Consider the following 23465-nt stretch of genomic DNA (forward strand, 5'->3'; position numbering starts at 1 on the left):
TGACACAGTCAGGGCAAACCTGCTGATATCTTGCCCTGTTTTTTTACCTCACGTTAACGGATCACACCTCAATATCCAGATAAAACGCCAGTTCATTCTCCAGCGTTTTACCCGCAATTTCCATATCGATATCAATATACTCCATCGTAGTCGCCACACTGCGGTGCCCCAGCAAACACCTGACCAGCTGCAAATTACGGTCAGGCGCTTTCATCAGTTCGGTTGCCAGTGTATGACGGAAGCGGTGGGGCGAGACGGCAAAACCACACTCTTTTGACAGGCGGTTAAAGAAAGAACGGAGATGCTGCTTTTCCCTGTCATGACTGTACTGGTCACTGACATTGCGTCCGTGATGACGAAAACGCAGGCGGGTTAAATCAAACAGCGGATCATTTTCTTTCGCACCACAGGCTTTGGCCTGTTCAACCAGCTGCGCCAGACGGGGTTTCAGTTGCGGGATCATCGGCACCCGCCACTCACTGTGATTTTTACTGCCTTCCACACGCAACTCAATGTAATTGTTATCCAGATTAATATCCCGTAACCGCAGGTGCAGGAGCTGGTTCAGGCGCATGCCCGTCAACCGGAAGGTGTCCAGTACGGTCAGCCAATATCCCGTCGGGTATAAGGCACAACGTCCGCCCCGTGGGGAAACCTGTAAGCGTTCTTCCTCCTCATACTGCTGCATCCGCAGATAAATCCCGGTTATCTGAGCCTTACCCAGGGTTTTCTTTTGTTTCTTCTCTTTTTTGACTGCCGCGTCATTAAACGGATTTTTGGGGTGTGACAACAGTTTTCTTTCCATCCCGAAATTAAAAATAGCCCGCAAGTGTGCCACTTTATTGTTCCATGTATATCCGGATTGTTTTTTCTCTATCAACAAAAGGCGCCGCCAACGCAAAACATCCCGGTGAGTCACGCTCTCCGGCGACACCGTTTCCCCCATATACCGGATAAAAACCCGCACCACCTTGCGATAACTCCATTCGGTTGCCGGCCGTAGCATCCGTGAGAAAAAATACTCATCCATCAACTCATCCCAGCCCATTTTTCCCTCATTATCCAGCATATTATTGTTCCTTTGTGTGTAATATTATGTTCCGTTACAGAAACGCCCCATTAATAAACTGCAAAATTAATTAACATATTGAATTATTTTATTTTTCATATAATGACCTTTTGTACATTGCAGAAACAAGGTATTCCCGCTCTGATGTGGTGTGTTTGAATGATTTCTAATCGTTATCGTTAACAATTGCATTATTTCTCATCAAAATTTCATTCCTGTGTCTGGAACAATGACAGTAATGCCCGGGTATCATCGGCGGTGTCAGGAGCAAAGCCTGTTCCCGGTGTATCTGGCGGAAAAACCAAGTCAGGTTCGGGTGATGACTGAACGTTGACAGCGCTCGCTTCAAAGAACTCCGCGGGGTTCGGCAGCGGCGATTGCACTTGCTCTGCGGCTGACTGAAGCAGTAAGTCCGTCAACGGAACAGAAGACGTGTGTCCGCCAAGATGCCCCATCAGGCACTGCCACGCATCGGGCACTAAAGACAACCAGGCCACAGCGCCCTCCGGTAACAAACGGGCGGCCAACAGTGTTTTATAGGAAACCGACAGTTCAGACAGCGATGCTTGAAACCGGAAGCGGAAACGGCGTTCAGGTATCCACAATCCCGGCAGCCAGGGATGACCATCGTCCAGCTCCCCTTCCAGTTGCTGTAACAGGGGCAGGTGATAAAACAGTGCTGACCAGAACACCACCGCCTGCCACAGCAAACTTTGCGCGGCCTGTGTTTCCGGTGCCGCACCCGGCGGCAGCATATGCCCTTTCGCCAGCCGCACGGCACAGGCAGTAAATTGCAGTGTTAAATCAACAAACCCGCCGCGATAAGACCAATTGCCCTCCGATGTCGCGGGGACATGCTGCACACGAGCGCATAATTGCCGGAGCGGCTCCAGATAAAATTGTTGGTACAGTCCAGCAGGCAACGCACTGTTTTCCCACAGTTGCCGGAGATACCTGCCACGCTCTGAAGTTGCCAGCAGCACTTCTACTGACTGTGGCCGGAAATAGCCTCCGGCGTCGCGTACTTTTTCAGGAATTTGCTCAAGCGCATTTTGTAATGGGGAAGGCTCACGGGTAAAACGGGATTTAAAACGCTGAAACATCACTTTTCCTTTTTCGGTTCAAATTTGGCTCAGTGTCGGTGAATCCCGGTCGGAAACAAGGCATAACTCTTTTTACGGAAATGAAAATTAATCTGACTCGATTCACTCCCTGACGGGCTTACTGAATCAGCTTAATTTTCAATTTAACTCATTGTATTAACGATATTTAAAAATAAAAAAGCGCCTCGAAAGGCGCTGTGGTTGAAAAATACGATCAGGCGGCGATAAGCTCAGCCTCCCGCAAACGCGCAAACCAGTTGCCCAGATAATGGGCTGGTGTATAACGTGTCCGCTTGTTGCCGCCATCATTCAGGGCGTCGCCTATAGTGACGGCGGCCGGAATACCGATCAGGGATAACTGGATGTAAGCCATCACCGCCGCCAGCGGGTCAATATCAATCGCGTAAACCCACAGGCTGCACAACGGATCATGCCCCAGCTCTCTCAGTTCTTCAGCAACAGCCAACGTCATACAGCCTGCTCCGCAGGCCGGTTCGTAGAATGTGATAAAGGGTTTCTGCTGCAATTGTGTTGACACATCCGGCAACTGCATTTTCGCCATCATTCTGGCCACTTCCCAGGGGGTAAAGAACTGGTTAAGGGCTTTATCTCCCAATTCCAGCTGCATAAATACACTGCCGAGAAAATCACCGGACTCTTGCCCCAGCCCGAGTACCACATGGGAAAACAGCTGCACAATCCGGTCAACATCGACCCGTTCGTACTTGTTAATGGTTTTCAGGTAATACTGCTCCAGCTCCTCACTGAAACAGTGCTTATTGTGGATTGCCGCCATGGCACAATTACAAAAATCCCGGAAGACCTGATACCGGGTCTGATAACGGGCTGTTTGCTTAAACAATGAAATAAATTCTTTCTGATGATCGGTTCGGGAAGCCATTGCGTGTTTTCCTTGCAAAAAAAGTGAAAAAAGGAAAACACGCCCTGAAAAGGGAACAGGTTCCCCTTTCGGTTGGCGTGGTCAATGCGTATAACGTGAATCAGTGAAATAACCGGTTACTGCCCGACGGCGATAGCCGGCAGGGCCAGTGCCGTTTCCGTCTGTTCACTGGCGACCAGATACAGTGCCGGCCGGTTTTCCCGTCCTGACTGCCCGTGGCCGCTGTCCACATGCGCGCCCTGGTCATAACAGTCGTAGCCTTTGAATTGACCTGACGCTTCGCTGTACCAGTGGCGGATTTCACAATCAAACATCGCAGACAGTTCCCCCATCAGCTCCGCTGAAGGCGGTGCCCAGGGAGAATCAAAACGCACGGTTAAACTGCTGACATTCCGGCGCTCCCAACGGACATGGTGGCCAAACGGCCATTCCAGCCCGTATAGCTCTTCGTAAAACTGCGCTGTGGTAGAGATCCCTTTCAGCAGCGTACTGTTGCCGTTGATTTCGGTGGCAAGACTGGTTGCCATAATCATCAGCATGTCACAGGGCTGCGCCGCCTGCGGATAAACCTCTAATCTGTCCCAGCACGCGCCGATATCCAGCGTGTCAGACCAGCCCACCATACCAAACCAGTCGGTATACTGGCGGGTCAGCAGACGGGCGATAACATCCCGTGCGGCTTCCGGCACTTTGTCCCACGACATCAGGCTGAGACCAGACTGGCGGTACAGGTTGTCAATGCGTTTGATATTGTCCGTATTCAACGGCACATTATTCTGTAACAGCAGCAGCCACTGCTCAAAAGCCAGGTGCTGTGCCGTGGGTGCCGCCGTGCCGCGCACTAATGCCGGGTACGGTATATACGTCTGCGGTTTGGTGGGTTTGAGTATCCCTGCACAACCGGCCAGAAACAGGCGCAGGCTTTGTAACACCGCCTGACGGTAACGGGGAATTTCTTCACCGCAGACCCACTGTTGCATCACATCGATACAGACGGATTTGCCGGTAATTTCCAGTTGATTGGTGCACCATTCTGCCATGTTGATTTTCCTCATTGTTAAAACGGTTCAGATAAAAAGGAGGAAACTGCCCATCAAGGATGGTAGGTTTCCCCCTATGGGTCAGGTGAAAAACAAAAAATGCGGGTTTTAATGAATATCCGACAACAGGCTTTCAATGCTGCCGTGGTGAAAAAAGATGTCCCATTCATCACGAAGTTGCAGGTAAGGCGTACCGGGCAGTATCGTATCGTTGTCCAGCCGATTCAGGTTGTATTTATCGACCATATCGTTAATGGCCTGATAAGGCCGGATACCGCATTGCATAACATACGCCACGGTGTCGGTTTCGCAGAGCACGGTATCCTTCAGGCTGAGACCAAAGTGACGTTTCAGTAGACAGGCGGCAATGACCTGCCAGACCGTGAATTTCAAGGGTTCCATGGCAATGCCTCCATTAAGCTGTCACGGATGCGCCGTGACGGAGAATATCCGCCACCTCACAGCATTGCTGATAACGGGAGGACACCAGATGCAGCGACAACCGGTGCGCTTTCTGCCACAACACCCGGGCTATCCGGTCATTTTCCCAGCCCTGTTCAAACACGGCATTCTGGCATAGTTGCTGCCGCTGTTTTTCCAGTGACTGACGTTCCGAAGCCAGTGTCACCGGCTGCGCCCAGACAATCTCGTTATCCATGTGTCCACCGAGCACTTTTCGTCCCTGGCGGTCATAAATCATCACCGTCTGCGGAATAAAAGGCGGTAATGTATCCGGTTGTCCGCTCTCACGGGCAGGCCAGTCTCCCAACAGATGAATGATTTTCAGCTTCTGCACCGCTTCCGTAATGGTGGCAGCGCGGCAAACGGACACAATTTCTTCACGCAGAAAAGGTGTCTCCCCTGTGGTGGGGCTCGGGTATTCAGACAGGCCGGTGACCTGCACGCTAAAGGCAGTCTCTTCTGCCACGGGTAAAAAAATTGGATTCATGGTGTTATTCCTTGATTTGACGTCAATAAAAAAACACCCGCCCGGTGTCGGGAAGGTGTTTTTGGCTCCCCGGTCAGGCGCTTAAGAAAAGGGTTAACAGCGACATCAGTGCGCTGATGGATCAGTTATGGTTATTATGGGTACTGCGAGTCAGGGAGGTTTCTCCCTCATCATGAAAGGCACTGATAGCCAGTAACTGGTGTATCAGGTCCTTCTCTGGGTGTTGCGACAGGTATTTCCGCAATTCACCGTACCGGTAAACATCTTCATCCTGGTCATCAATTACCAGCAGATGAGCAAAAACCGCTATCGTCACGGCCAACCCGAACGTATCCGCAGAGAGCGTGATCGGCAACCGACTATTCGGCGGGTACGCCGTATACTTTTCCGATGACATAGGCACCATATAAGCCAGCAGGTCAGACCGCCTCCGGCTTTCCCATTGTTCATGCTGACAGTTATCACATAACTGCATGGCGGTTCTGGCCAGCAGAAAACTCAGGCACATCCGCTCCAGCGGAGTCTTATGAGGAAAGGTGGCTGACAGCGAAAGGCTGTTCAGCATGATAAATGCATCATTTGACATGGTATTCTCCAATAAAAAAGACGGAGAACACCTTGCCCGACGGGAAACGTGTTCCCCGTCAGGGTGACTGGCCTGTCGGCCATAATGGATTAAGTAACCTTCATCGCCAGAGAACTGACGATATCTGCTTCCAAAGGGGTGCAGATGTACCACACAGTGATGTACTCCCTTGCAGGCTACAGGAGTGTTGTTGTCGCTACCCGAAGGTGATCCTCACAAGCGACCGGATCATATGTAAACTTTTCCACGCTAATAAACGGAAATCATTAGGTCAATGGGTAATTCATTTTCCGGAATAAAAATAATGTCAGGAATATATAAGCGTATGGGAAGCCCCACCTAGCCAAGAGGACGGGCGCTTGTCGATTGACAATAACCGGGCAGAAAGGGCGATCAAACCGTTATCATCGGGCGAAAGGTGGTTGTTCAGCCATACCTCGCGCGGTGCGCAGACGAGTGAGATCCTCTTGGCTAGATGGGGTTCCCCGTACGCTTACGATTATCTAGCCCGTTGGGAACAACTAACAGCCAAAAGGAAGATCCCAGTCCTCTAGAACTACACCATAATTAGTTAGTGTCAACTTTTGGGGTGCGGTTCATGGATCTGGGATCTTGTGCTTATTTTTAACCTATCTTGTACTTCCTACAGATTTCTTCAGCAGTCATTTCACCGCTGCGTAATTTATCATTTTCTTCTTTTGTAATTTCGGTATGGCATTCACCACCTGCCAGTGCACCTGATAAACACGAAAAAGTATATATACCATTTTCATCTTTAACACGCCACCAACTTGGATCTGTAGAAAATTCATTTTCTCTTAGTACTATATCCTTATATTCACCTTTAGTAGCCTCTACATCCACTGGACCATTTCCAAAGTTAAATGTCACTGTTGTTTTTGTCATTTAATTTTCCCCGTTAATTGTTTCTTTAACGCTTCGAGTTCAATTACAGTAACGTTAGGTTTATTTGCGAAATTCATAGTTGCTTCAGCAACGCCTCCTGATGTATATCCTCCTGGCAGCCAATGACTATTTGCACCACCTTCATTACCGGATGGAATTTTTAATCCACTTATACCCTTCTTTTCAACATGAACTATAAGTGTATCCGAACCGCTTAAGTACCCTTTATCTAATCCCAACTTCTGCTCTACTATTCTCAAATTACCTTTAGACTCAATCATTACACGTTCGAATTCTGATTTTGGCATAACAAAAGCATCACTCGTTCCGTAGGTACCATATTGCTCATATTTACTTTTAGAAGTGAACCTTATTTCTCCATCATTAAATTTAGCTAAATGTGCATCTATTTCAGCCTTAGTCATATACGTCGAAGGATCTGGCCTTTGCCCATGAGGAGTGTTGACAATTTCTTTTACTTTAGCCTTTGATAAAACACCATCAACGTACAAATTTGAATCGGCTGGTTTCCATACCCCACTTGACGCTTGGGACGTTGGGTTCGATGGTATTTTTGATGATGTGTTTTTATCAACATATTTTGCTGTTCCAACATCCGATTGTGGCAACGAATTTTCCGTTTTATTGCCGGTTCCCGAATTATTGGAGAAAGAACGGGTAATCCGATTATCCTTATCCATCAAAACCGTCACCGATTTCCCCGTTTTCGGTGATGTCAATACCGTTGTCAGGCTGCCTCCAAGGCCAATACCGGCATAAGTGATCTCGGAATATTCCGGTGGTACACCTAATGCTTCAAGCCCTTTCTCGCCCATTGTTTTGACGGGTTTTCCTGACGTCAAAATATTCGTACCCGTATTCAGGTTATCCATACCCTGAGTGGCTACAATTGCACCGCCTACACACGTCGCTGGGGTCGCACAAAACACCGTACCGCCGATGATTTCAACGGCTCCTCCCGCGGCCTGCATTAATCCGCCAACACGCGTCGTCAGTTGATATTTTCCGTCAGCATAAACAATATTATCGTCCACAATGTCGGCTTTTCCGTACTGGAACAACGGCACGGGAACTTCATATTGTATCTACTGCCCATCCGGTTGCTGGATATTTATCTTCAATGTTTCCTTCGACAATTGTTCCCGCAACGCGGCGTACTCGGGCAAATTGCCTTTCTCTTCAAGCTGCTTGTATTTAATCCATTCTTCAGTTCCCTCAACAAATTGGGCTGAGCATTTCACCAAAGCACATGCAGCCGCATCCAGAATCTCTTTCGGTGCAACGCCTCTTTCTGCCAGTGACTGAATTTTTTCATTTTCTAGGTGTGTCGTTAGCCGATTGTGCTTTAGCCTGGCAGCAGCACTGAACCCGCTGCTGCCGTTCCTGCCACGGGTTGTTTGCGTATTTTCAGCGGATATTTATTTAGTTTTTCCTTGTTGATTCCTAAATAATAAATTGTTCGTTATAATACGGTAAATTTCGGTCGTTACAGTGTCTATATGTTCCTCTCCGTATTGTCCTCTATCCGCCATCATCCTAAAATCTCCCATAATATGAGAATATATGTTTCCCATTCCGTTAATAGCCTTATTTTCAAGAATATTAATGGATTTATCTAATCCCTTGTAAGATAGCTCCCCACAACCCGATTTTTGCAGATATGTAATAACCTGTTTTAACAGGAAGATCAGTTTATTAATATCCACCATATCTTGTTTTGTTAACATAAACTTTCTCCTTATCTGCTAATTTGATCTGGAAATGTCTTTTTAAACTCTTCAAATGTGTAAATTTTTCCAGTTTTACCATCTCGTATGGATTTAACCCAGTCCATAGGGTAATTCATTGGTAATAATATTTGATCTGCCCCACCTGTATATTTCGGATTAACTTTATCAGGATTCTGCTTTTCAACAAATCCGATATTTAACTTAATATTTTTAGGTACTTCTATCTCAGCCTCAAAGCGAGTTGTACTCCACATTTTATAAACAGCGGTATCATTTCTTCCCGCATTTTTTATTGTTGTTGCATAACCCCCATTTAACTTGGCTTGATCCTTAGTACCACCAAATTTCCTAAATAATGTTATAGGTTCTTGAGTAATAACTGTTTCGTATCTACTTGATTTAAAAGTTCCAATAATACTGGGGGGCAGCATTTCTTTTTCTATAACAACAACACTTTTATCTATTTTCGTACCGATTGATGGTTTGGTATCAATAATCGGATGTACAGGAGAAATTTCATCCACTTTTGCTAACAATTTTCCATCAAACTTACCCGTTGGATGTTCAACATTTGTGACTGTGCCCTGATTTTTCGGACTGTACTTCCCTTCACCGACACTCCATTGTGGCAAGGAGTTTTCGGTTTTATTGCCGGTTCCCGAATTGTTGGAGAAAGAACGGGTAATCCGATTATCCTTATCCATCAAAACCGTCACCGATTTCCCCGTTTTCGGTGATGTCAATACCGTTGTCAGGCTGCCTCCAAGGCCAATACCGGCATAAGTGATCTCGGAATATTCCGGTGGTACACCTAATGCTTCAAGCCCTTTCGCGCCCATTGTTTTGACGGGTTTTCCTGACGTCAAAATATTCGTACCCGTATTCAGGTTATCCATACCCTGAGTGGCTACAATTGCACCGCCTACACACGTCGCTGGGGTCGCACAAAACACCGTGCCGCCGATGATTTCAACTGCGCCTCCTGCGGCCTGCATTAATCCGCCAACACGCGTCGTCAGTTGATATTTTCCGTCAGCATAAACAATATTATCGTCCACAATGTCGGCTTTTCCGTACTGGAACAACGGAACAGGAACTTCATATTGTATCGATTGGCCATCCGGTTGCTGGATATTAATCTTCAATGTTTCCTTCGATAATTGCTCCCGCAACGCGGCGTACTCGGGTAACTTGCCTTTCTCTTCAAGCTGCTTGTATTTAATCCATTCTTCAGTTCCCTCAACAAATTGGGCTGAGCATTTCACCAAAGCACATGCAGCCGCATCCAGAACTTCTTTCGGTGCAACGCCTCTTTCTGCCAGTGACTGAATTTTTTCATTTTCTAGGCGTGTGGTTAGCCGATTGTGCTCAACAACAACTCACTCCGATGCGAACTTCACTGACGAACGCCATTTTTTCCTGTGCACTCAGCCAGTTACAAGGGGATACTGTTGATGCACATTCACCGTCGAACCCAAAACGCCCAGACGCACTTTTTGCCCTTGAACGCCAGTTTTGCCTGATGAACGCACTTCAGTGTAGTGCCCTTTTCGGCAACGGGCGAACGGCGGCCGGTTTACCGGACGGCGGACGCACGTTCTGCGGGTGCGGGCGGCATAGAGCCTGCAAGCGGCGCCCCTGCGACGCTCAGGATCACCGGGGTTTCAGATTGAGCACGGTTTTGCATGACCACGCAACCGGGTTCAGGGAAGCCCCCTCAGGGGGCTGCACGGGGCGGAGATGGCGAGCACGGGAACGAGCAAGGAGCCTGCGACTGCGAGCCGCGCGCAGCCAGTGCAGCGGGGTCGGGCGGGGGAGGTAAATTAACGGAGGCCGCAGGCCGACCTGCCTTCAGGGATCTTGGCCGGACACCGCACGGCAACTAAAGAAGAGACGGTGTTAACTGGATGCGAGCACGGTGCTCAGGTTCGGCACGGTGTTGGCCGAGGATCGGCTGTGCGGCTGACAGCAGAAGGCGCAGCCTTGTGCGCCACACCCTGCGAGGCCGAACAGCGGGGGCCTGACATAATGTGTATTATACGCATTAAGCCGCTTGGCGTTGGGGAGGTGAACGCCGGAAGCTGCCCGGCGCAGTGCGTATAATTCCCCGACATTATGTTGAATAGGCTTTGGCCGGCCACGCCAGACGGAACGGGGACACTTGAGGTCAGGCCGGCCATTGCCTATTTACCCCCGCCGCACCGGGGCTGACGGGCAGTCCGGCCACGGTCTGCCCCCGCGCCGAACCCTGCTCAACTCAACGGGGGCTTGCGGATTGTCAGCGAGATTTGGGGATTGAGGTCGGCGTGGGATTGTCCGGTGGGGTTTCCATGTCGGGGTGCTCTTCGACGTACAGGTCAGCCAGCAAGCCGGTGTCGTCATTATCCTGCGGCTCATCCGTCTGCCGCTCAGCCGGATGAGTGCTGGCATGAACCGCCTGTAATGCCCGTATCGACACCTGCGTATAGATTTGCGTCGATTCGACGCTCGCATGCCCCAGCATCGCCTGTATCCAGCGCAGGTCAGCCCCGTTTTCCAGCATCTGTGTGGCCATCGCGTGCCGGAACAGGTGGCACGCCCCTTTTTTCTCGATACCCACGGCTTTGATGTAAGCCGTCACCATATTGCTGATGCCGTTGGCTTGCAAGCCATCCTGCCCGTCCATCGCCACGAACAGCGCCTTCACGTCAGGATTGACCAGCAGTTGCGGCCGGATTTCGTTCTGGTAATACAGCAACCAGCCCAGCGCCCGTTCCCCGATGGGCAGCACCCGGTCACGGTTGCCTTTGCCCTGCCGAACCGTCACCGTTTTTCTCATACCATCGATGCTGTACACATCGAGTCGCGTCACTTCCCCCCGCCGCATCCCCGTTGACCACAGCAGTTCCATCAAGGCCCGGTCGCGTACCCCCTGCAAGGTCTCGAGGTCAGGCTGGGCCAGTATCTGCTCGGTTTCGTCGATAGTCAGGATATAGCGCGGCAGGTGCTTCTCCAGCCGGGGCAGTTCAAGGTCGGCCGCAGGATTCGCCAGTATCAGGTTCTGTTTCGTCAGCCATTTGAACCACACCTGCAACGGCTGGAGTTGGGTGCGCTGGGTTCGGGTACTTAACGGCTCGCCGTTCTTCTTGCGGTACAGGAACAGGTGACGCTGGTAACGCTCCAGTATCGGCCGGGTGATATCGGCCGCGTAGTACAAGCCCCGTTCAGTCGCCCACAGGATAAAGTGGTAAGTATGGTGCGTCTGCACTTTCAGCGTGGTCTCTGACCAGTTCCGTTCCCGCCGCCACGCCACAAAGCGCAACAGCAACGCATACAGGCTTTTCGGGTCATGTGCCGGACCGACCGGCTTACGGTACACCTCAGCAACGCTCAGGAAGCTGCCTGTACGCGGTTTACGGTTTGCCATCATTCATCTCCGTTTCGGTTTGGGATTGAGCAACTAAGGCAGAAGGCAACGAGGTTATTTTATTTTTTTCGCTGTTAACTGCTTTTTGCCTGCTCCCAACTTGCGACACCGCTAACCCTTGGGATATCTGGCTTGAGGCCGTTTCTTCCAAGTCCAACTCAGCCCCAACTTGAGGGCAACTTGGCACCAACTTGCTTGTTTCTGAGTCCAACTTGCGTTCATCGCCTGCCACATCCGCTTGAGAAGTTTCATCCCCATCAGGCGGAGACAATGACCGGCGTTTCTTTTTTCCTTTTATTACTGCATGATTAACCTCTCCAACTTGCAACGCTTTCAGCCCTTGCTGTATCTGGTCTGGCGGACTATTTTCGCTCTCCAACTCAGCCCCAACTTGAGGGCAACTTGGCACCAACTTGCTTGCTCCTGAGTCCAACTTGCTTTCATTGCCTGCGACTTTTGGCGTTGCTTCGTTTACATCCAGCAAGCCACACAAGTGGGCTGAACCATTGTCAGTCCCATCCCACAGCAGTTCGTACTGCAACAGATGCCCCCGACTGCCGCCATGCGGCAACAGGTATTCCATGTCAGCCAGCCGCAGACAGTGCACTTTCAGTTGATTATCCGTCCAGTGCGTGAAGGCGCGGATATCCCGCCGGGTAAAGCGGATTTCATTTGGCTGGCAATGCTGACGCTGCGCTTGCTCTCTCACCATGTCCTGTATCAGCAACAGCAACTTGCGCGTCTGCGGCGGCATTTCATCCAGCGTGCGCCCCAGCACCTCATGAGCCAGTTGGTTAGCCAGTACGATATCGTCTTGGATGACTTCGATATATTCGATAACCTGCCCACGATGGTTCGCTGTCTTCACCTCCCGCTGGTACTGGTGCAGCAGGGCGATGGCCTGTATCAGCGTCAGGTATTTCATATGGTCGCGTCGCATCCGCGTTTTGTCGCTTAAAAAGGTGAGTTGATGGGCGTAAGGATTGACCACCTTAAGCGGCCGTAACAACCGCTGGGCGTTTTGGTGCAACTTTGTCAGATACCCTTTCTCGCTGTCAGCCAGCAACCCTTCCAGCGTTTGGCGGTGCCGCTGCATGGCGTGGATAGCCTGCGTTTGCTCGCGCGATTCATTGACGGTGAGCACCAGACAGCGGTTCAACAGCTCTTCATCCACATCGATCGCCGTGGTCGTTAACATCAGCATCACCGGGCCTTGCACCTTGTATTCCCGCGTCACCAGCTCGCCGCTCTGCTCATTCTTACCCGTTGACGCGATTTTCAGCTCCCCGTCCGACTGTAACAGCTTGAGCGCATAGGCCGCCTGCCGTACCCCCTCTTCTTCGGCGATAGCCAGTATCTTGTGTTGCAGGCTGGTTTCGCCGAGGTAATACAGGCTTTGCCCGGTCATCGCCGAGTACTGGATACGCTCTTCATCCGGCATCAGATTGAGCACCGCATCCATCAGGCTGCTTTTGCCTGCCGCACTGCTGCTCTGGATTAACACAGCCAGCGGTTTATCCAGCTTGCGCGAGACCGCCGCCAGATACCCGGTCAGCAGATTAGTGGACTCGCCAACAACCCCACAGGCCGCCATATCTGACACGATACGCGCCGCCAAGTCCGGCGATTTCAGCAGAGCCAGCGCATCCGCTTCCTCTTCCGCACTGACTGTCACCGCCGTGCTGCCGCTGACTTCGGCTTCTGCTTGCTGTTGCGCATCCTGCTGTTGCTCCAGCATCAGCAACACCCGCCCGGCTTCCCGTTTAATCACCGACAGTTCGCACTCCAGCTCTTGCGCCGCCGTGCTGATATAGTTCTGCCGGTGCCGGGCATGGTACATGTCCAGCGTATCCACATGGAACAACCCGCTGGTTTCATCCCGTACCTGCACATTGACTTTCATGACATCGGGCACCGGCGATGGCTTCATGCCCCGCACCCGCCAGACCCGGGGACCACTTTTCATCAGTAACTCACCGGCTGCGGTGCGCTCACAAGGCACCGGGGCAACGTCCAACACCGGTTGGGCAGCTAAAGAAGAGGTTCTGCCCTCGTTGGCAGAATGTGGCTTTTCCGTCACAGCCGATGTTGCGGGCAACTCATGGCTGAACACCGCGCCCGGCGCATTGCCCTGCCCCAGCCAGACCGCCTGTTGCAACGCCAACCCCAATGCATGTTCGGCGTTACCGCTTTTCAGCGCATAGTCATTGGCATCCATGCCCGGCGGGAACTGCACCCGCCACGCTTCAATGCCCACTTCCAGTAAATCTGCGGCCACCTGCTCTGCGCCCCGATCCCCGGCCTCATCGCGGTCAAAGGCGATCAACACCCGCTTCACTCCGTGATATTGCAGCGCGTCCAGATGTTCACGACCAAAACCATTCACGCCATACGCAGCGATCACATGGCGGAACCCGGCACACCAGAAGGTCATCGCATCGATCAGCGCTTCGCACAGGATGATTTCAGCAGATGCCTGCATCGCCGCTTCATTCCAGACGCCAGCCAGTGGCGAAGGCAGATACAGGTGTTTCGGACTGTCTTTCAGCACTTTGTAATCCGGCTGGGTACGACGGCCATACAACTGCAATACCCGCCCCCGGTTCGCGACGTTGGCCGATTCTGCCCAGCCCAGCACCGGCACCACAACACAGCCCCTAAAATGATCTTGCCGCGTGCTGGCACGCAACACACCCAGCCCCGCCAGTTTGTCCCGCAGTTGCTGGCCTTCCTTGCTCGATTTCGACGGCAATAACCCCGCTGAACCACCGATGCCGTGATTGCCTGCGTACCCCAGCTTAAAATGACTCACCAGTTCAGGATGGTTCAGCCCGCGCTTCGCCAGCCATTCGGCGGCTTCCGGGGATTCCAGCAGATTCTGGTGATAAAACTCAACCACCTGACGCAACAGCGCCTGCCCGTCATCATCCAGATCCGCGAGTTTCTGCCGAGGCTGAGGTGTGGCGGCTAAAGAAGACGTGTTCACCGCGTTATCCATCTCCGGCAACCCGGCTAGCGCCCGCAACCGTTTAATGCCTGCGTTCAGACTCACCCCTTCCGTTTGTATGATCCAGTCCAGCACCGATCCCGCCGCTCCGCAGCCAAAACAGTGATACAGGTTTTTGGCCGGGGTGATCACCATGGAGGGCGTTTTCTCCGCATGGAACGGGCAGCGCAGCACATAATCCGCCCCACGCTTTTTCAGCGGGCGGCCTTGCTGACGTACCAGCCCCAGCAACGAGACGGATTGCTTTAAGTGGGCTAAATCGGGTTCGGGTTTGTGAGCCATAAGTGTTTCCTTTTGAACCTTGTCAATAGACACATATGCGATGTATAATAATCGCATTAAAGAGACTTTACAACAGCCAGCTAAAAAGGAGGGGTTACAATGGCGGACATTCATGTTTTGCAGACAGGTATTGATATGTCCGTATTTTCTGAACGGCTTAAAATGCTCAGAGAAGCGCGGGGCTTAACCCAGTCACGGCTTGCTGAGATGATTGAAGTGCTGCCCAGAGTGTATAACCGCTGGGAACGGGGGCATATTGTGCCTCAGCTGGAAAGCCTGATTAAGCTGGCTGATGTTTTACAGGTTTCTCTTGATGAACTGGTTGGCCGCCGTGAGACCAGCAAAGATGTGAAGATACGTAACCACACTTTGCATGAGCTTTGGCAGCAGGCTGACACATTATCGGATGAGGAGCAAAAAGCATTGATTATGGTGATCGACAGTTTTGTTACTAAGTCAATGATGGAAAAAGTTGTCATGAAGAGCGCTAAGCGCTGAGATAGCGCGGCAGTCCTGAGTTCGCACCTCAGTATTGCCGCTAACCGTAAGCAACTATTGGAGTAGTTACTATGGCTAACCGCGATTGTAATGTAAATTCAACCCATTCGAAAGCCCAGCGCCGCTATAAAGTCGGCTACATCAGTACCCGCCATGCCGACCGCAACACCGGCATGACCCGCCATTACAGCCAGTCCCCCAGTTTGCATTTGAAGGGGAACTGGCTGGAAGCAGCGGGATTTGCGACCGGGCAACCGGTGCAGGTCTGCATTGAGCACGGGCTGTTGATTATCCGGCTGGTTGAGAACAACTGACGGCTAAAAGGAAGAACCCAGCTCACACTTGGGCTGGGTTCTTTTATCATTTATAATTTTTTATCTGGATTAATATATAGGTATCTTTCATCAATCTCTAATGATAGGTCATCAATAATTTTAATTATCTGATTATATTCATCTTTTGTTATTTCAACATCATAATCAGCTATATGATCACATAATGTCTCGAACGCTAGGACATTTTCCGAATGATTTATATACTCCAAGTCATAATCAACAAGTGAAGGTTCCAAGCGATCTTTCAATCCTTCACCTAAAAGCCTGATTTTTTTGTTCACATTCATATTTGATACTCCTTATTTTATAGGCTTCAAGGTTGTTGGTTTCGACATTTTATCTGGGAATGCAGTAACAACTTTGCCATTTGCAGGCTCATAAATTACCCTCATGCGAACACCATCACGAACTTCCCAAGCAACCCATCTGGCGGGTTTTCCTGCCTTAGTATAAAGCCCGCCAGTTCCTGATTGCGCATACCACTGAGTCTTCGGCGAAGTCGCAATATCACCTATTTCATGGATAATTTTTTCTTTCGTCCAATTAGATGGGAAAGTCGTTTTTCCTGGATTTCCCGGGAATAAATGACCACCACTGGTAGGGCTATCACCATACAGTATATGTTTTTTCGCTTCTGGAGAGAGAATATCTGTATAATCTGTGCTTTTTCCAACACTTCCAACCGTGTCTTTGTAAGGCAGTGATTTTGCATCAAGTTTGCTTGTTGCATTCTCAACGTTTGTAACCTTGCCTTGTTCTTTCGGGCTAAATTTTCCTTCACCGGCACTCCATTGCGGCAACGGGCTTTCCGTTTTATTGGCTGTTCCCGAATTTTTAGTCAGGGCCAAAAAGGTCTTCGCTGCCACATACTGCATCAGCTTTCCTTCACTGGTCGGCACGCCGCTGCTCACAATTTCAGCCGCTTTCTCGGGTGTCATCTGTTCATTGGACATCACCACATCCAGTGGCACGCCAAAGAAGTTCCCCCACGCAACAAGCAAGCCCTTGACAGGATCTTGCCCTTCCGGGTGGGTGCCCCGAGCCTGTTTCGCCAGTGCTTCCGATAATTCATCCGGGGTTGCCCCTTCCTTGATCATCTGCACGGCGAGTGAACTTTGGGCCTGCCCATATTCCATCAGGCCTTTCGGGGCAGTTTCCGGGGTCAGGAAGTTATTCTCAACAACAACTCACTCCGATGCGAACTTCACTGACGAACGCCATTTTTTCCTGTGCACTCAGCCAGTTACAAGGGGATACTGTTGATGCACATTCACCGTCGAACCCAAAACGCCCAGACGCACTTTTTGCCCTTGAACGCCAGTTTTGCCTGATGAACGCACTTCAGTGTAGTGCCCTTTTCGGCAACGGGCGAACGGCGGCCGGTTTACCGGACGGCGGACGCACGTTCTGCGGGTGCGGGCGGCATAGAGCCTGCAAGCGGCGCCCCTGCGACGCTCAGGATCACCGGGGTTTCAGATTGAGCACGGTTTTGCATGACCACGCAACCGGGTTCAGGGAAGCCCCCTCAGGGGGCTGCACGGGGCGGAGATGGCGAGCACGGGAACGAGCAAGGAGCCTGCGACTGCGAGCCGCGCGCAGCCAGTGCAGCGGGGTCGGGCGGGGGAGGTAAATTAACGGAGGCCGCAGGCCGACCTGCCTTCAGGGATCTTGGCCGGACACCGCACGGCAACTAAAGAAGAGACGGTGTTAACTGGATGCGAGCACGGTGCTCAGGTTCGGCACGGTGTTGGCCGAGGATCGGCTGTGCGGCTGACAGCAGAAGGCGCAGCCTTGTGCGCCACACCCTGCGAGGCCGAACAGCGGGGGCCTGACATAATGTGTATTATACGCATTAAGCCGCTTGGCGTTGGGGAGGTGAACGCCGGAAGCTGCCCGGCGCAGTGCGTATAATTCCCCGACATTATGTTGAATAGGCTTTGGCCGGCCACGCCAGACGGAACGGGGACACTTGAGGTCAGGCCGGCCATTGCCTATTTCCCCCCGCCGCACCGGGGCTGACGGGCAGTCCGGCCACGGTCTGCCCCCGCGCCGAACCCTGCTCAACTCAACGGGGGCTTGCGGATTGTCAGCGAGATTTGGGGATTGAGGTCGGCGTGGGATTGTCCGGTGGGGTTTCCATGTCGGGGTGCTCTTCGACGTACAGGTCAGCCAGCAAGCCGGTGTCGTCATTATCCTGCGGCTCATCCGTCTGCCGCTCAGCCGGATGAGTGCTGGCATGAACCGCCTGTAATGCCCGTATCGACACCTGCGTATAGATTTGCGTCGATTCGACGCTCGCATGCCCCAGCATCGCCTGTATCCAGCGCAGGTCAGCCCCGTTTTCCAGCATCTGTGTGGCCATCGCGTGCCGGAACAGGTGGCACGCCCCTTTTTTCTCGATACCCACGGCTTTGATGTAAGCCGTCACCATATTGCTGATGCCGTTGGCTTGCAAGCCATCCTGCCCGTCCATCGCCACGAACAGCGCCTTCACGTCAGGATTGACCAGCAGTTGCGGCCGGATTTCGTTCTGGTAATACAGCAACCAGCCCAGCGCCCGTTCCCCGATGGGCAGCACCCGGTCACGGTTGCCTTTGCCCTGCCGAACCGTCACCGTTTTTCTCATACCATCGATGCTGTACACATCGAGTCGCGTCACTTCCCCCCGCCGCATCCCCGTTGACCACAGCAGTTCCATCAAGGCCCGGTCGCGTACCCCCTGCAAGGTCTCGAGGTCAGGCTGGGCCAGTATCTGCTCGGTTTCGTCGATAGTCAGGATATAGCGCGGCAGGTGCTTCTCCAGCCGGGGCAGTTCAAGGTCGGCCGCAGGATTCGCCAGTATCAGGTTCTGTTTCGTCAGCCATTTGAACCACACCTGCAACGGCTGGAGTTGGGTGCGCTGGGTTCGGGTACTTAACGGCTCGCCGTTCTTCTTGCGGTACAGGAACAGGTGACGCTGGTAACGCTCCAGTATCGGCCGGGTGATATCGGCCGCGTAGTACAAGCCCCGTTCAGTCGCCCACAGGATAAAGTGGTAAGTATGGTGCGTCTGCACTTTCAGCGTGGTCTCTGACCAGTTCCGTTCCCGCCGCCACGCCACAAAGCGCAACAGCAACGCATACAGGCTTTTCGGGTCATGTGCCGGACCGACCGGCTTACGGTACACCTCAGCAACGCTCAGGAAGCTGCCTGTACGCGGTTTACGGTTTGCCATCATTCATCTCCGTTTCGGTTTGGGATTGAGCAACTAAGGCAGAAGGCAACGAGGTTATTTTATTTTTTTCGCTGTTAACTGCTTTTTGCCTGCTCCCAACTTGCGACACCGCTAACCCTTGGGATATCTGGCTTGAGGCCGTTTCTTCCAAGTCCAACTCAGCCCCAACTTGAGGGCAACTTGGCACCAACTTGCTTGTTTCTGAGTCCAACTTGCGTTCATCGCCTGCCACATCCGCTTGAGAAGTTTCATCCCCATCAGGCGGAGACAATGACCGGCGTTTCTTTTTTCCTTTTATTACTGCATGATTAACCTCTCCAACTTGCAACGCTTTCAGCCCTTGCTGTATCTGGTCTGGCGGACTATTTTCGCTCTCCAACTCAGCCCCAACTTGAGGGCAACTTGGCACCAACTTGCTTGCTCCTGAGTCCAACTTGCTTTCATTGCCTGCGACTTTTGGCGTTGCTTCGTTTACATCCAGCAAGCCACACAAGTGGGCTGAACCATTGTCAGTCCCATCCCACAGCAGTTCGTACTGCAACAGATGCCCCCGACTGCCGCCATGCGGCAACAGGTATTCCATGTCAGCCAGCCGCAGACAGTGCACTTTCAGTTGATTATCCGTCCAGTGCGTGAAGGCGCGGATATCCCGCCGGGTAAAGCGGATTTCATTTGGCTGGCAATGCTGACGCTGCGCTTGCTCTCTCACCATGTCCTGTATCAGCAACAGCAACTTGCGCGTCTGCGGCGGCATTTCATCCAGCGTGCGCCCCAGCACCTCATGAGCCAGTTGGTTAGCCAGTACGATATCGTCTTGGATGACTTCGATATATTCGATAACCTGCCCACGATGGTTCGCTGTCTTCACCTCCCGCTGGTACTGGTGCAGCAGGGCGATGGCCTGTATCAGCGTCAGGTATTTCATATGGTCGCGTCGCATCCGCGTTTTGTCGCTTAAAAAGGTGAGTTGATGGGCGTAAGGATTGACCACCTTAAGCGGCCGTAACAACCGCTGGGCGTTTTGGTGCAACTTTGTCAGATACCCTTTCTCGCTGTCAGCCAGCAACCCTTCCAGCGTTTGGCGGTGCCGCTGCATGGCGTGGATAGCCTGCGTTTGCTCGCGCGATTCATTGACGGTGAGCACCAGACAGCGGTTCAACAGCTCTTCATCCACATCGATCGCCGTGGTCGTTAACATCAGCATCACCGGGCCTTGCACCTTGTATTCCCGCGTCACCAGCTCGCCGCTCTGCTCATTCTTACCCGTTGACGCGATTTTCAGCTCCCCGTCCGACTGTAACAGCTTGAGCGCATAGGCCGCCTGCCGTACCCCCTCTTCTTCGGCGATAGCCAGTATCTTGTGTTGCAGGCTGGTTTCGCCGAGGTAATACAGGCTTTGCCCGGTCATCGCCGAGTACTGGATACGCTCTTCATCCGGCATCAGATTGAGCACCGCATCCATCAGGCTGCTTTTGCCTGCCGCACTGCTGCTCTGGATTAACACAGCCAGCGGTTTATCCAGCTTGCGCGAGACCGCCGCCAGATACCCGGTCAGCAGATTAGTGGACTCGCCAACAACCCCACAGGCCGCCATATCTGACACGATACGCGCCGCCAAGTCCGGCGATTTCAGCAGAGCCAGCGCATCCGCTTCCTCTTCCGCACTGACTGTCACCGCCGTGCTGCCGCTGACTTCGGCTTCTGCTTGCTGTTGCGCATCCTGCTGTTGCTCCAGCATCAGCAACACCCGCCCGGCTTCCCGTTTAATCACCGACAGTTCGCACTCCAGCTCTTGCGCCGCCGTGCTGATATAGTTCTGCCGGTGCCGGGCATGGTACATGTCCAGCGTATCCACATGGAACAACCCGCTGGTTTCATCCCGTACCTGCACATTGACTTTCATGACATCGGGCACCGGCGATGGCTTCATGCCCCGCACCCGCCAGACCCGGGGACCACTTTTCATCAGTAACTCACCGGCTGCGGTGCGCTCACAAGGCACCGGGGCAACGTCCAACACCGGTTGGGCAGCTAAAGAAGAGGTTCTGCCCTCGTTGGCAGAATGTGGCTTTTCCGTCACAGCCGATGTTGCGGGCAACTCATGGCTGAACACCGCGCCCGGCGCATTGCCCTGCCCCAGCCAGACCGCCTGTTGCAACGCCAACCCCAATGCATGTTCGGCGTTACCGCTTTTCAGCGCATAGTCATTGGCATCCATGCCCGGCGGGAACTGCACCCGCCACGCTTCAATGCCCACTTCCAGTAAATCTGCGGCCACCTGCTCTGCGCCCCGATCCCCGGCCTCATCGCGGTCAAAGGCGATCAACACCCGCTTCACTCCGTGATATTGCAGCGCGTCCAGATGTTCACGACCAAAACCATTCACGCCATACGCAGCGATCACATGGCGGAACCCGGCACACCAGAAGGTCATCGCATCGATCAGCGCTTCGCACAGGATGATTTCAGCAGATGCCTGCATCGCCGCTTCATTCCAGACGCCAGCCAGTGGCGAAGGCAGATACAGGTGTTTCGGACTGTCTTTCAGCACTTTGTAATCCGGCTGGGTACGACGGCCATACAACTGCAATACCCGCCCCCGGTTCGCGACGTTGGCCGATTCTGCCCAGCCCAGCACCGGCACCACAACACAGCCCCTAAAATGATCTTGCCGCGTGCTGGCACGCAACACACCCAGCCCCGCCAGTTTGTCCCGCAGTTGCTGGCCTTCCTTGCTCGATTTCGACGGCAATAACCCCGCTGAACCACCGATGCCGTGATTGCCTGCGTACCCCAGCTTAAAATGACTCACCAGTTCAGGATGGTTCAGCCCGCGCTTCGCCAGCCATTCGGCGGCTTCCGGGGATTCCAGCAGATTCTGGTGATAAAACTCAACCACCTGACGCAACAGCGCCTGCCCGTCATCATCCAGATCCGCGAGTTTCTGCCGAGGCTGAGGTGTGGCGGCTAAAGAAGACGTGTTCACCGCGTTATCCATCTCCGGCAACCCGGCTAGCGCCCGCAACCGTTTAATGCCTGCGTTCAGACTCACCCCTTCCGTTTGTATGATCCAGTCCAGCACCGATCCCGCCGCTCCGCAGCCAAAACAGTGATACAGGTTTTTGGCCGGGGTGATCACCATGGAGGGCGTTTTCTCCGCATGGAACGGGCAGCGCAGCACATAATCCGCCCCACGCTTTTTCAGCGGGCGGCCTTGCTGACGTACCAGCCCCAGCAACGAGACGGATTGCTTTAAGTGGGCTAAATCGGGTTCGGGTTTGTGAGCCATAAGTGTTTCCTTTTGAACCTTGTCAATAGACACATATGCGATGTATAATAATCGCATTAAAGAGACTTTACAACAGCCAGCTAAAAAGGAGGGGTTACAATGGCGGACATTCATGTTTTGCAGACAGGTATTGATATGTCCGTATTTTCTGAACGGCTTAAAATGCTCAGAGAAGCGCGGGGCTTAACCCAGTCACGGCTTGCTGAGATGATTGAAGTGCTGCCCAGAGTGTATAACCGCTGGGAACGGGGGCATATTGTGCCTCAGCTGGAAAGCCTGATTAAGCTGGCTGATGTTTTACAGGTTTCTCTTGATGAACTGGTTGGCCGCCGTGAGACCAGCAAAGATGTGAAGATACGTAACCACACTTTGCATGAGCTTTGGCAGCAGGCTGACACATTATCGGATGAGGAGCAAAAAGCATTGATTATGGTGATCGACAGTTTTGTTACTAAGTCAATGATGGAAAAAGTTGTCATGAAGAGCGCTAAGCGCTGAGATAGCGCGGCAGTCCTGAGTTCGCACCTCAGTATTGCCGCTAACCGTAAGCAACTATTGGAGTAGTTACTATGGCTAACCGCGATTGTAATGTAAATTCAACCCATTCGAAAGCCCAGCGCCGCTATAAAGTCGGCTACATCAGTACCCGCCATGCCGACCGCAACACCGGCATGACCCGCCATTACAGCCAGTCCCCCAGTTTGCATTTGAAGGGGAACTGGCTGGAAGCAGCGGGATTTGCGACCGGGCAACCGGTGCAGGTCTGCATTGAGCACGGGCTGTTGATTATCCGGCTGGTTGAGAACAACTGACGGCTAAAAGGAAGAACCCAGCTCACACTTGGGCTGGGTTCTTTTATCATTTATAATTTTTTATCTGGATTAATATATAGGTATCTTTCATCAATCTCTAATGATAGGTCATCAATAATTTTAATTATCTGATTATATTCATCTTTTGTTATTTCAACATCATAATCAGCTATATGATCACATAATGTCTCGAACGCTAGGACATTTTCCGAATGATTTATATACTCCAAGTCATAATCAACAAGTGAAGGTTCCAAGCGATCTTTCAATCCTTCACCTAAAAGCCTGATTTTTTTGTTCACATTCATATTTGATAC

Annotated in this window: 26 protein-coding genes and 1 pseudogene; 7 read left to right on the forward strand and 20 right to left on the reverse strand. The window is 52.1% G+C overall.

The window, feature by feature from the left end:
• Positions 1-61 precede the first annotated feature (61 nt).
• The 7 genes from Xsze_RS19590 to Xsze_RS19620 form a co-directional block, all read right to left on the reverse strand.
• Positions 62-1069, reverse strand: a complete 1008-nt coding sequence (locus Xsze_RS19590; protein WP_038239353.1) for a tyrosine-type recombinase/integrase — start codon at positions 1067-1069, stop codon at positions 62-64.
• A 209-nt stretch (positions 1070-1278) separates the two neighbouring features.
• Complete coding sequence (locus Xsze_RS19595) at positions 1279-2172, reverse strand: TraI domain-containing protein (RefSeq protein WP_038239355.1); 894 nt, start codon at positions 2170-2172, stop codon at positions 1279-1281.
• Between the two features lie 214 nt (positions 2173-2386).
• Complete coding sequence (locus tag Xsze_RS19600) at positions 2387-3073, reverse strand: N-6 DNA methylase (protein ID WP_038239359.1); 687 nt, start codon at positions 3071-3073, stop codon at positions 2387-2389.
• Positions 3074-3189: 116 nt separating this feature from the next.
• Entirely contained in the window at positions 3190-4113 is a 924-nt protein-coding gene (locus tag Xsze_RS19605; protein WP_038239362.1) for a DUF1281 domain-containing protein, read from the reverse strand.
• A 108-nt stretch (positions 4114-4221) separates the two neighbouring features.
• Positions 4222-4515, reverse strand: a complete 294-nt coding sequence (locus Xsze_RS19610; RefSeq protein WP_038239364.1) for a TA system toxin CbtA family protein — start codon at positions 4513-4515, stop codon at positions 4222-4224.
• 13 nt (positions 4516-4528) lie between these two features.
• Positions 4529-5062, reverse strand: a complete 534-nt coding sequence (locus Xsze_RS19615; protein ID WP_038239365.1) for a hypothetical protein — start codon at positions 5060-5062, stop codon at positions 4529-4531.
• A gap of 121 nt (positions 5063-5183) precedes the next feature.
• Positions 5184-5801, reverse strand: coding sequence for an antirestriction protein (locus Xsze_RS19620; RefSeq protein ID WP_244431813.1), 618 nt, complete (start codon positions 5799-5801; stop codon positions 5184-5186).
• A 194-nt stretch (positions 5802-5995) separates the two neighbouring features.
• Here Xsze_RS19620 and Xsze_RS21895 point away from each other — a divergent pair.
• Positions 5996-6115, forward strand: a pseudogene (locus Xsze_RS21895) (IS66 family transposase); the annotation flags it as partial.
• Positions 6116-6272: 157 nt separating this feature from the next.
• On the opposite strand, the gene Xsze_RS19630 reads toward Xsze_RS21895, so the two are convergent.
• From Xsze_RS19630 to Xsze_RS19645, 5 genes are all read right to left on the reverse strand, one after another.
• Complete coding sequence (locus Xsze_RS19630; protein ID WP_038239369.1) at positions 6273-6554, reverse strand: hypothetical protein; 282 nt, start codon at positions 6552-6554, stop codon at positions 6273-6275.
• Complete coding sequence (locus Xsze_RS19635) at positions 6551-7609, reverse strand: hypothetical protein (protein ID WP_141557182.1); 1059 nt, start codon at positions 7607-7609, stop codon at positions 6551-6553. The genes Xsze_RS19630 and Xsze_RS19635 overlap by 4 nt, the downstream gene beginning before the upstream one ends.
• A gap of 51 nt (positions 7610-7660) precedes the next feature.
• A complete protein-coding gene (locus Xsze_RS22265; protein ID WP_156935891.1) occupies positions 7661-7816 on the reverse strand; it encodes a hypothetical protein in 156 nt (51 codons plus the stop codon).
• 177 nt (positions 7817-7993) lie between these two features.
• On the reverse strand, positions 7994-8302 hold the full coding sequence (locus Xsze_RS19640; RefSeq protein WP_038239379.1) for a hypothetical protein: 309 nt from the start codon (positions 8300-8302) through the stop codon (positions 7994-7996).
• An 11-nt stretch (positions 8303-8313) separates the two neighbouring features.
• Positions 8314-9570 carry a hypothetical protein gene (locus Xsze_RS19645; RefSeq protein WP_099137888.1) on the reverse strand — a complete coding sequence of 419 codons (1257 nt, stop codon included), beginning with the start codon at positions 9568-9570 and terminating at the stop codon, positions 8314-8316.
• Between the two features lie 8 nt (positions 9571-9578).
• Between Xsze_RS19645 and Xsze_RS22270 the strand changes: the two genes are divergently transcribed.
• Positions 9579-10127 carry a hypothetical protein gene (locus tag Xsze_RS22270; RefSeq protein ID WP_169924457.1) on the forward strand — a complete coding sequence of 183 codons (549 nt, stop codon included), beginning with the start codon at positions 9579-9581 and terminating at the stop codon, positions 10125-10127.
• Positions 10128-10583: 456 nt separating this feature from the next.
• Here Xsze_RS22270 and xerC (Xsze_RS19655) read toward each other — a convergent pair whose 3' ends face one another.
• Positions 10584-11711, reverse strand: a complete 1128-nt coding sequence (xerC, locus tag Xsze_RS19655) for a site-specific tyrosine recombinase XerC (protein ID WP_099137887.1) — start codon at positions 11709-11711, stop codon at positions 10584-10586.
• Positions 11698-15000, reverse strand: coding sequence for a CHC2 zinc finger domain-containing protein (locus tag Xsze_RS19660; RefSeq protein ID WP_099137886.1), 3303 nt, complete (start codon positions 14998-15000; stop codon positions 11698-11700). The genes xerC (Xsze_RS19655) and Xsze_RS19660 overlap by 14 nt, the downstream gene beginning before the upstream one ends.
• Positions 15001-15099: 99 nt before the next feature.
• Here Xsze_RS19660 and Xsze_RS19665 point away from each other — a divergent pair, with 99 nt between their 5' ends.
• Positions 15100-15498: a helix-turn-helix domain-containing protein gene (locus Xsze_RS19665; protein WP_038242454.1), complete on the forward strand. Its 399-nt coding sequence runs from the start codon at positions 15100-15102 to the stop codon at positions 15496-15498.
• Between the two features lie 71 nt (positions 15499-15569).
• Complete coding sequence (locus tag Xsze_RS19670) at positions 15570-15812, forward strand: SymE family type I addiction module toxin (RefSeq protein WP_038242451.1); 243 nt, start codon at positions 15570-15572, stop codon at positions 15810-15812.
• 50 nt (positions 15813-15862) lie between these two features.
• Here Xsze_RS19670 and Xsze_RS19675 read toward each other — a convergent pair whose 3' ends face one another.
• Together Xsze_RS19675 and Xsze_RS23165 are read right to left on the reverse strand one after the other, a co-directional pair.
• Positions 15863-16120, reverse strand: a complete 258-nt coding sequence (locus Xsze_RS19675; RefSeq protein WP_038242448.1) for a MafI family immunity protein — start codon at positions 16118-16120, stop codon at positions 15863-15865.
• 12 nt (positions 16121-16132) lie between these two features.
• Entirely contained in the window at positions 16133-16969 is an 837-nt protein-coding gene (locus tag Xsze_RS23165) for an EndoU domain-containing protein (RefSeq protein WP_141557181.1), read from the reverse strand.
• Between Xsze_RS23165 and Xsze_RS22275 the strand changes: the two genes are divergently transcribed.
• Entirely contained in the window at positions 16942-17463 is a 522-nt protein-coding gene (locus Xsze_RS22275) for a hypothetical protein (protein ID WP_169924458.1), read from the forward strand. The genes Xsze_RS23165 and Xsze_RS22275 overlap by 28 nt on opposite strands.
• Before the next feature lie 77 nt (positions 17464-17540).
• Here the strand turns inward: Xsze_RS22275 and Xsze_RS21905 are convergent, their stop codons facing one another.
• From Xsze_RS21905 to Xsze_RS19700, 3 genes are read right to left on the reverse strand one after another with little or no spacing between them, the layout of a single operon-like run.
• Positions 17541-18038: a hypothetical protein gene (locus Xsze_RS21905; protein WP_143707590.1), complete on the reverse strand. Its 498-nt coding sequence runs from the start codon at positions 18036-18038 to the stop codon at positions 17541-17543.
• Entirely contained in the window at positions 17920-19047 is a 1128-nt protein-coding gene (gene xerC, locus Xsze_RS19695) for a site-specific tyrosine recombinase XerC (protein WP_099137887.1), read from the reverse strand. Before xerC (Xsze_RS19695) ends, Xsze_RS21905 begins: the two co-directional genes overlap by 119 nt.
• Positions 19034-22336 (reverse strand): CHC2 zinc finger domain-containing protein, encoded by a 3303-nt coding sequence (locus Xsze_RS19700; RefSeq protein WP_099137886.1) that lies wholly within the window; start codon positions 22334-22336, stop codon positions 19034-19036. The genes xerC (Xsze_RS19695) and Xsze_RS19700 overlap by 14 nt, the downstream gene beginning before the upstream one ends.
• Positions 22337-22435: 99 nt before the next feature.
• Here Xsze_RS19700 and Xsze_RS19705 point away from each other — a divergent pair, with 99 nt between their 5' ends.
• On the forward strand, positions 22436-22834 hold the full coding sequence (locus Xsze_RS19705) for a helix-turn-helix domain-containing protein (RefSeq protein ID WP_038242454.1): 399 nt from the start codon (positions 22436-22438) through the stop codon (positions 22832-22834).
• 71 nt (positions 22835-22905) lie between these two features.
• A complete protein-coding gene (locus tag Xsze_RS19710) occupies positions 22906-23148 on the forward strand; it encodes a SymE family type I addiction module toxin (RefSeq protein WP_038242451.1) in 243 nt (80 codons plus the stop codon).
• Between the two features lie 50 nt (positions 23149-23198).
• Here Xsze_RS19710 and Xsze_RS19715 read toward each other — a convergent pair whose 3' ends face one another.
• Positions 23199-23456, reverse strand: a complete 258-nt coding sequence (locus Xsze_RS19715; protein WP_038242448.1) for a MafI family immunity protein — start codon at positions 23454-23456, stop codon at positions 23199-23201.
• Positions 23457-23465: the final 9 nt, after the last annotated feature.

Origin of the sequence: Xenorhabdus szentirmaii DSM 16338 (genome assembly GCF_002632585.1) — a bacterium.
Taxonomy (GTDB): domain Bacteria; phylum Pseudomonadota; class Gammaproteobacteria; order Enterobacterales; family Enterobacteriaceae; genus Xenorhabdus; species Xenorhabdus szentirmaii.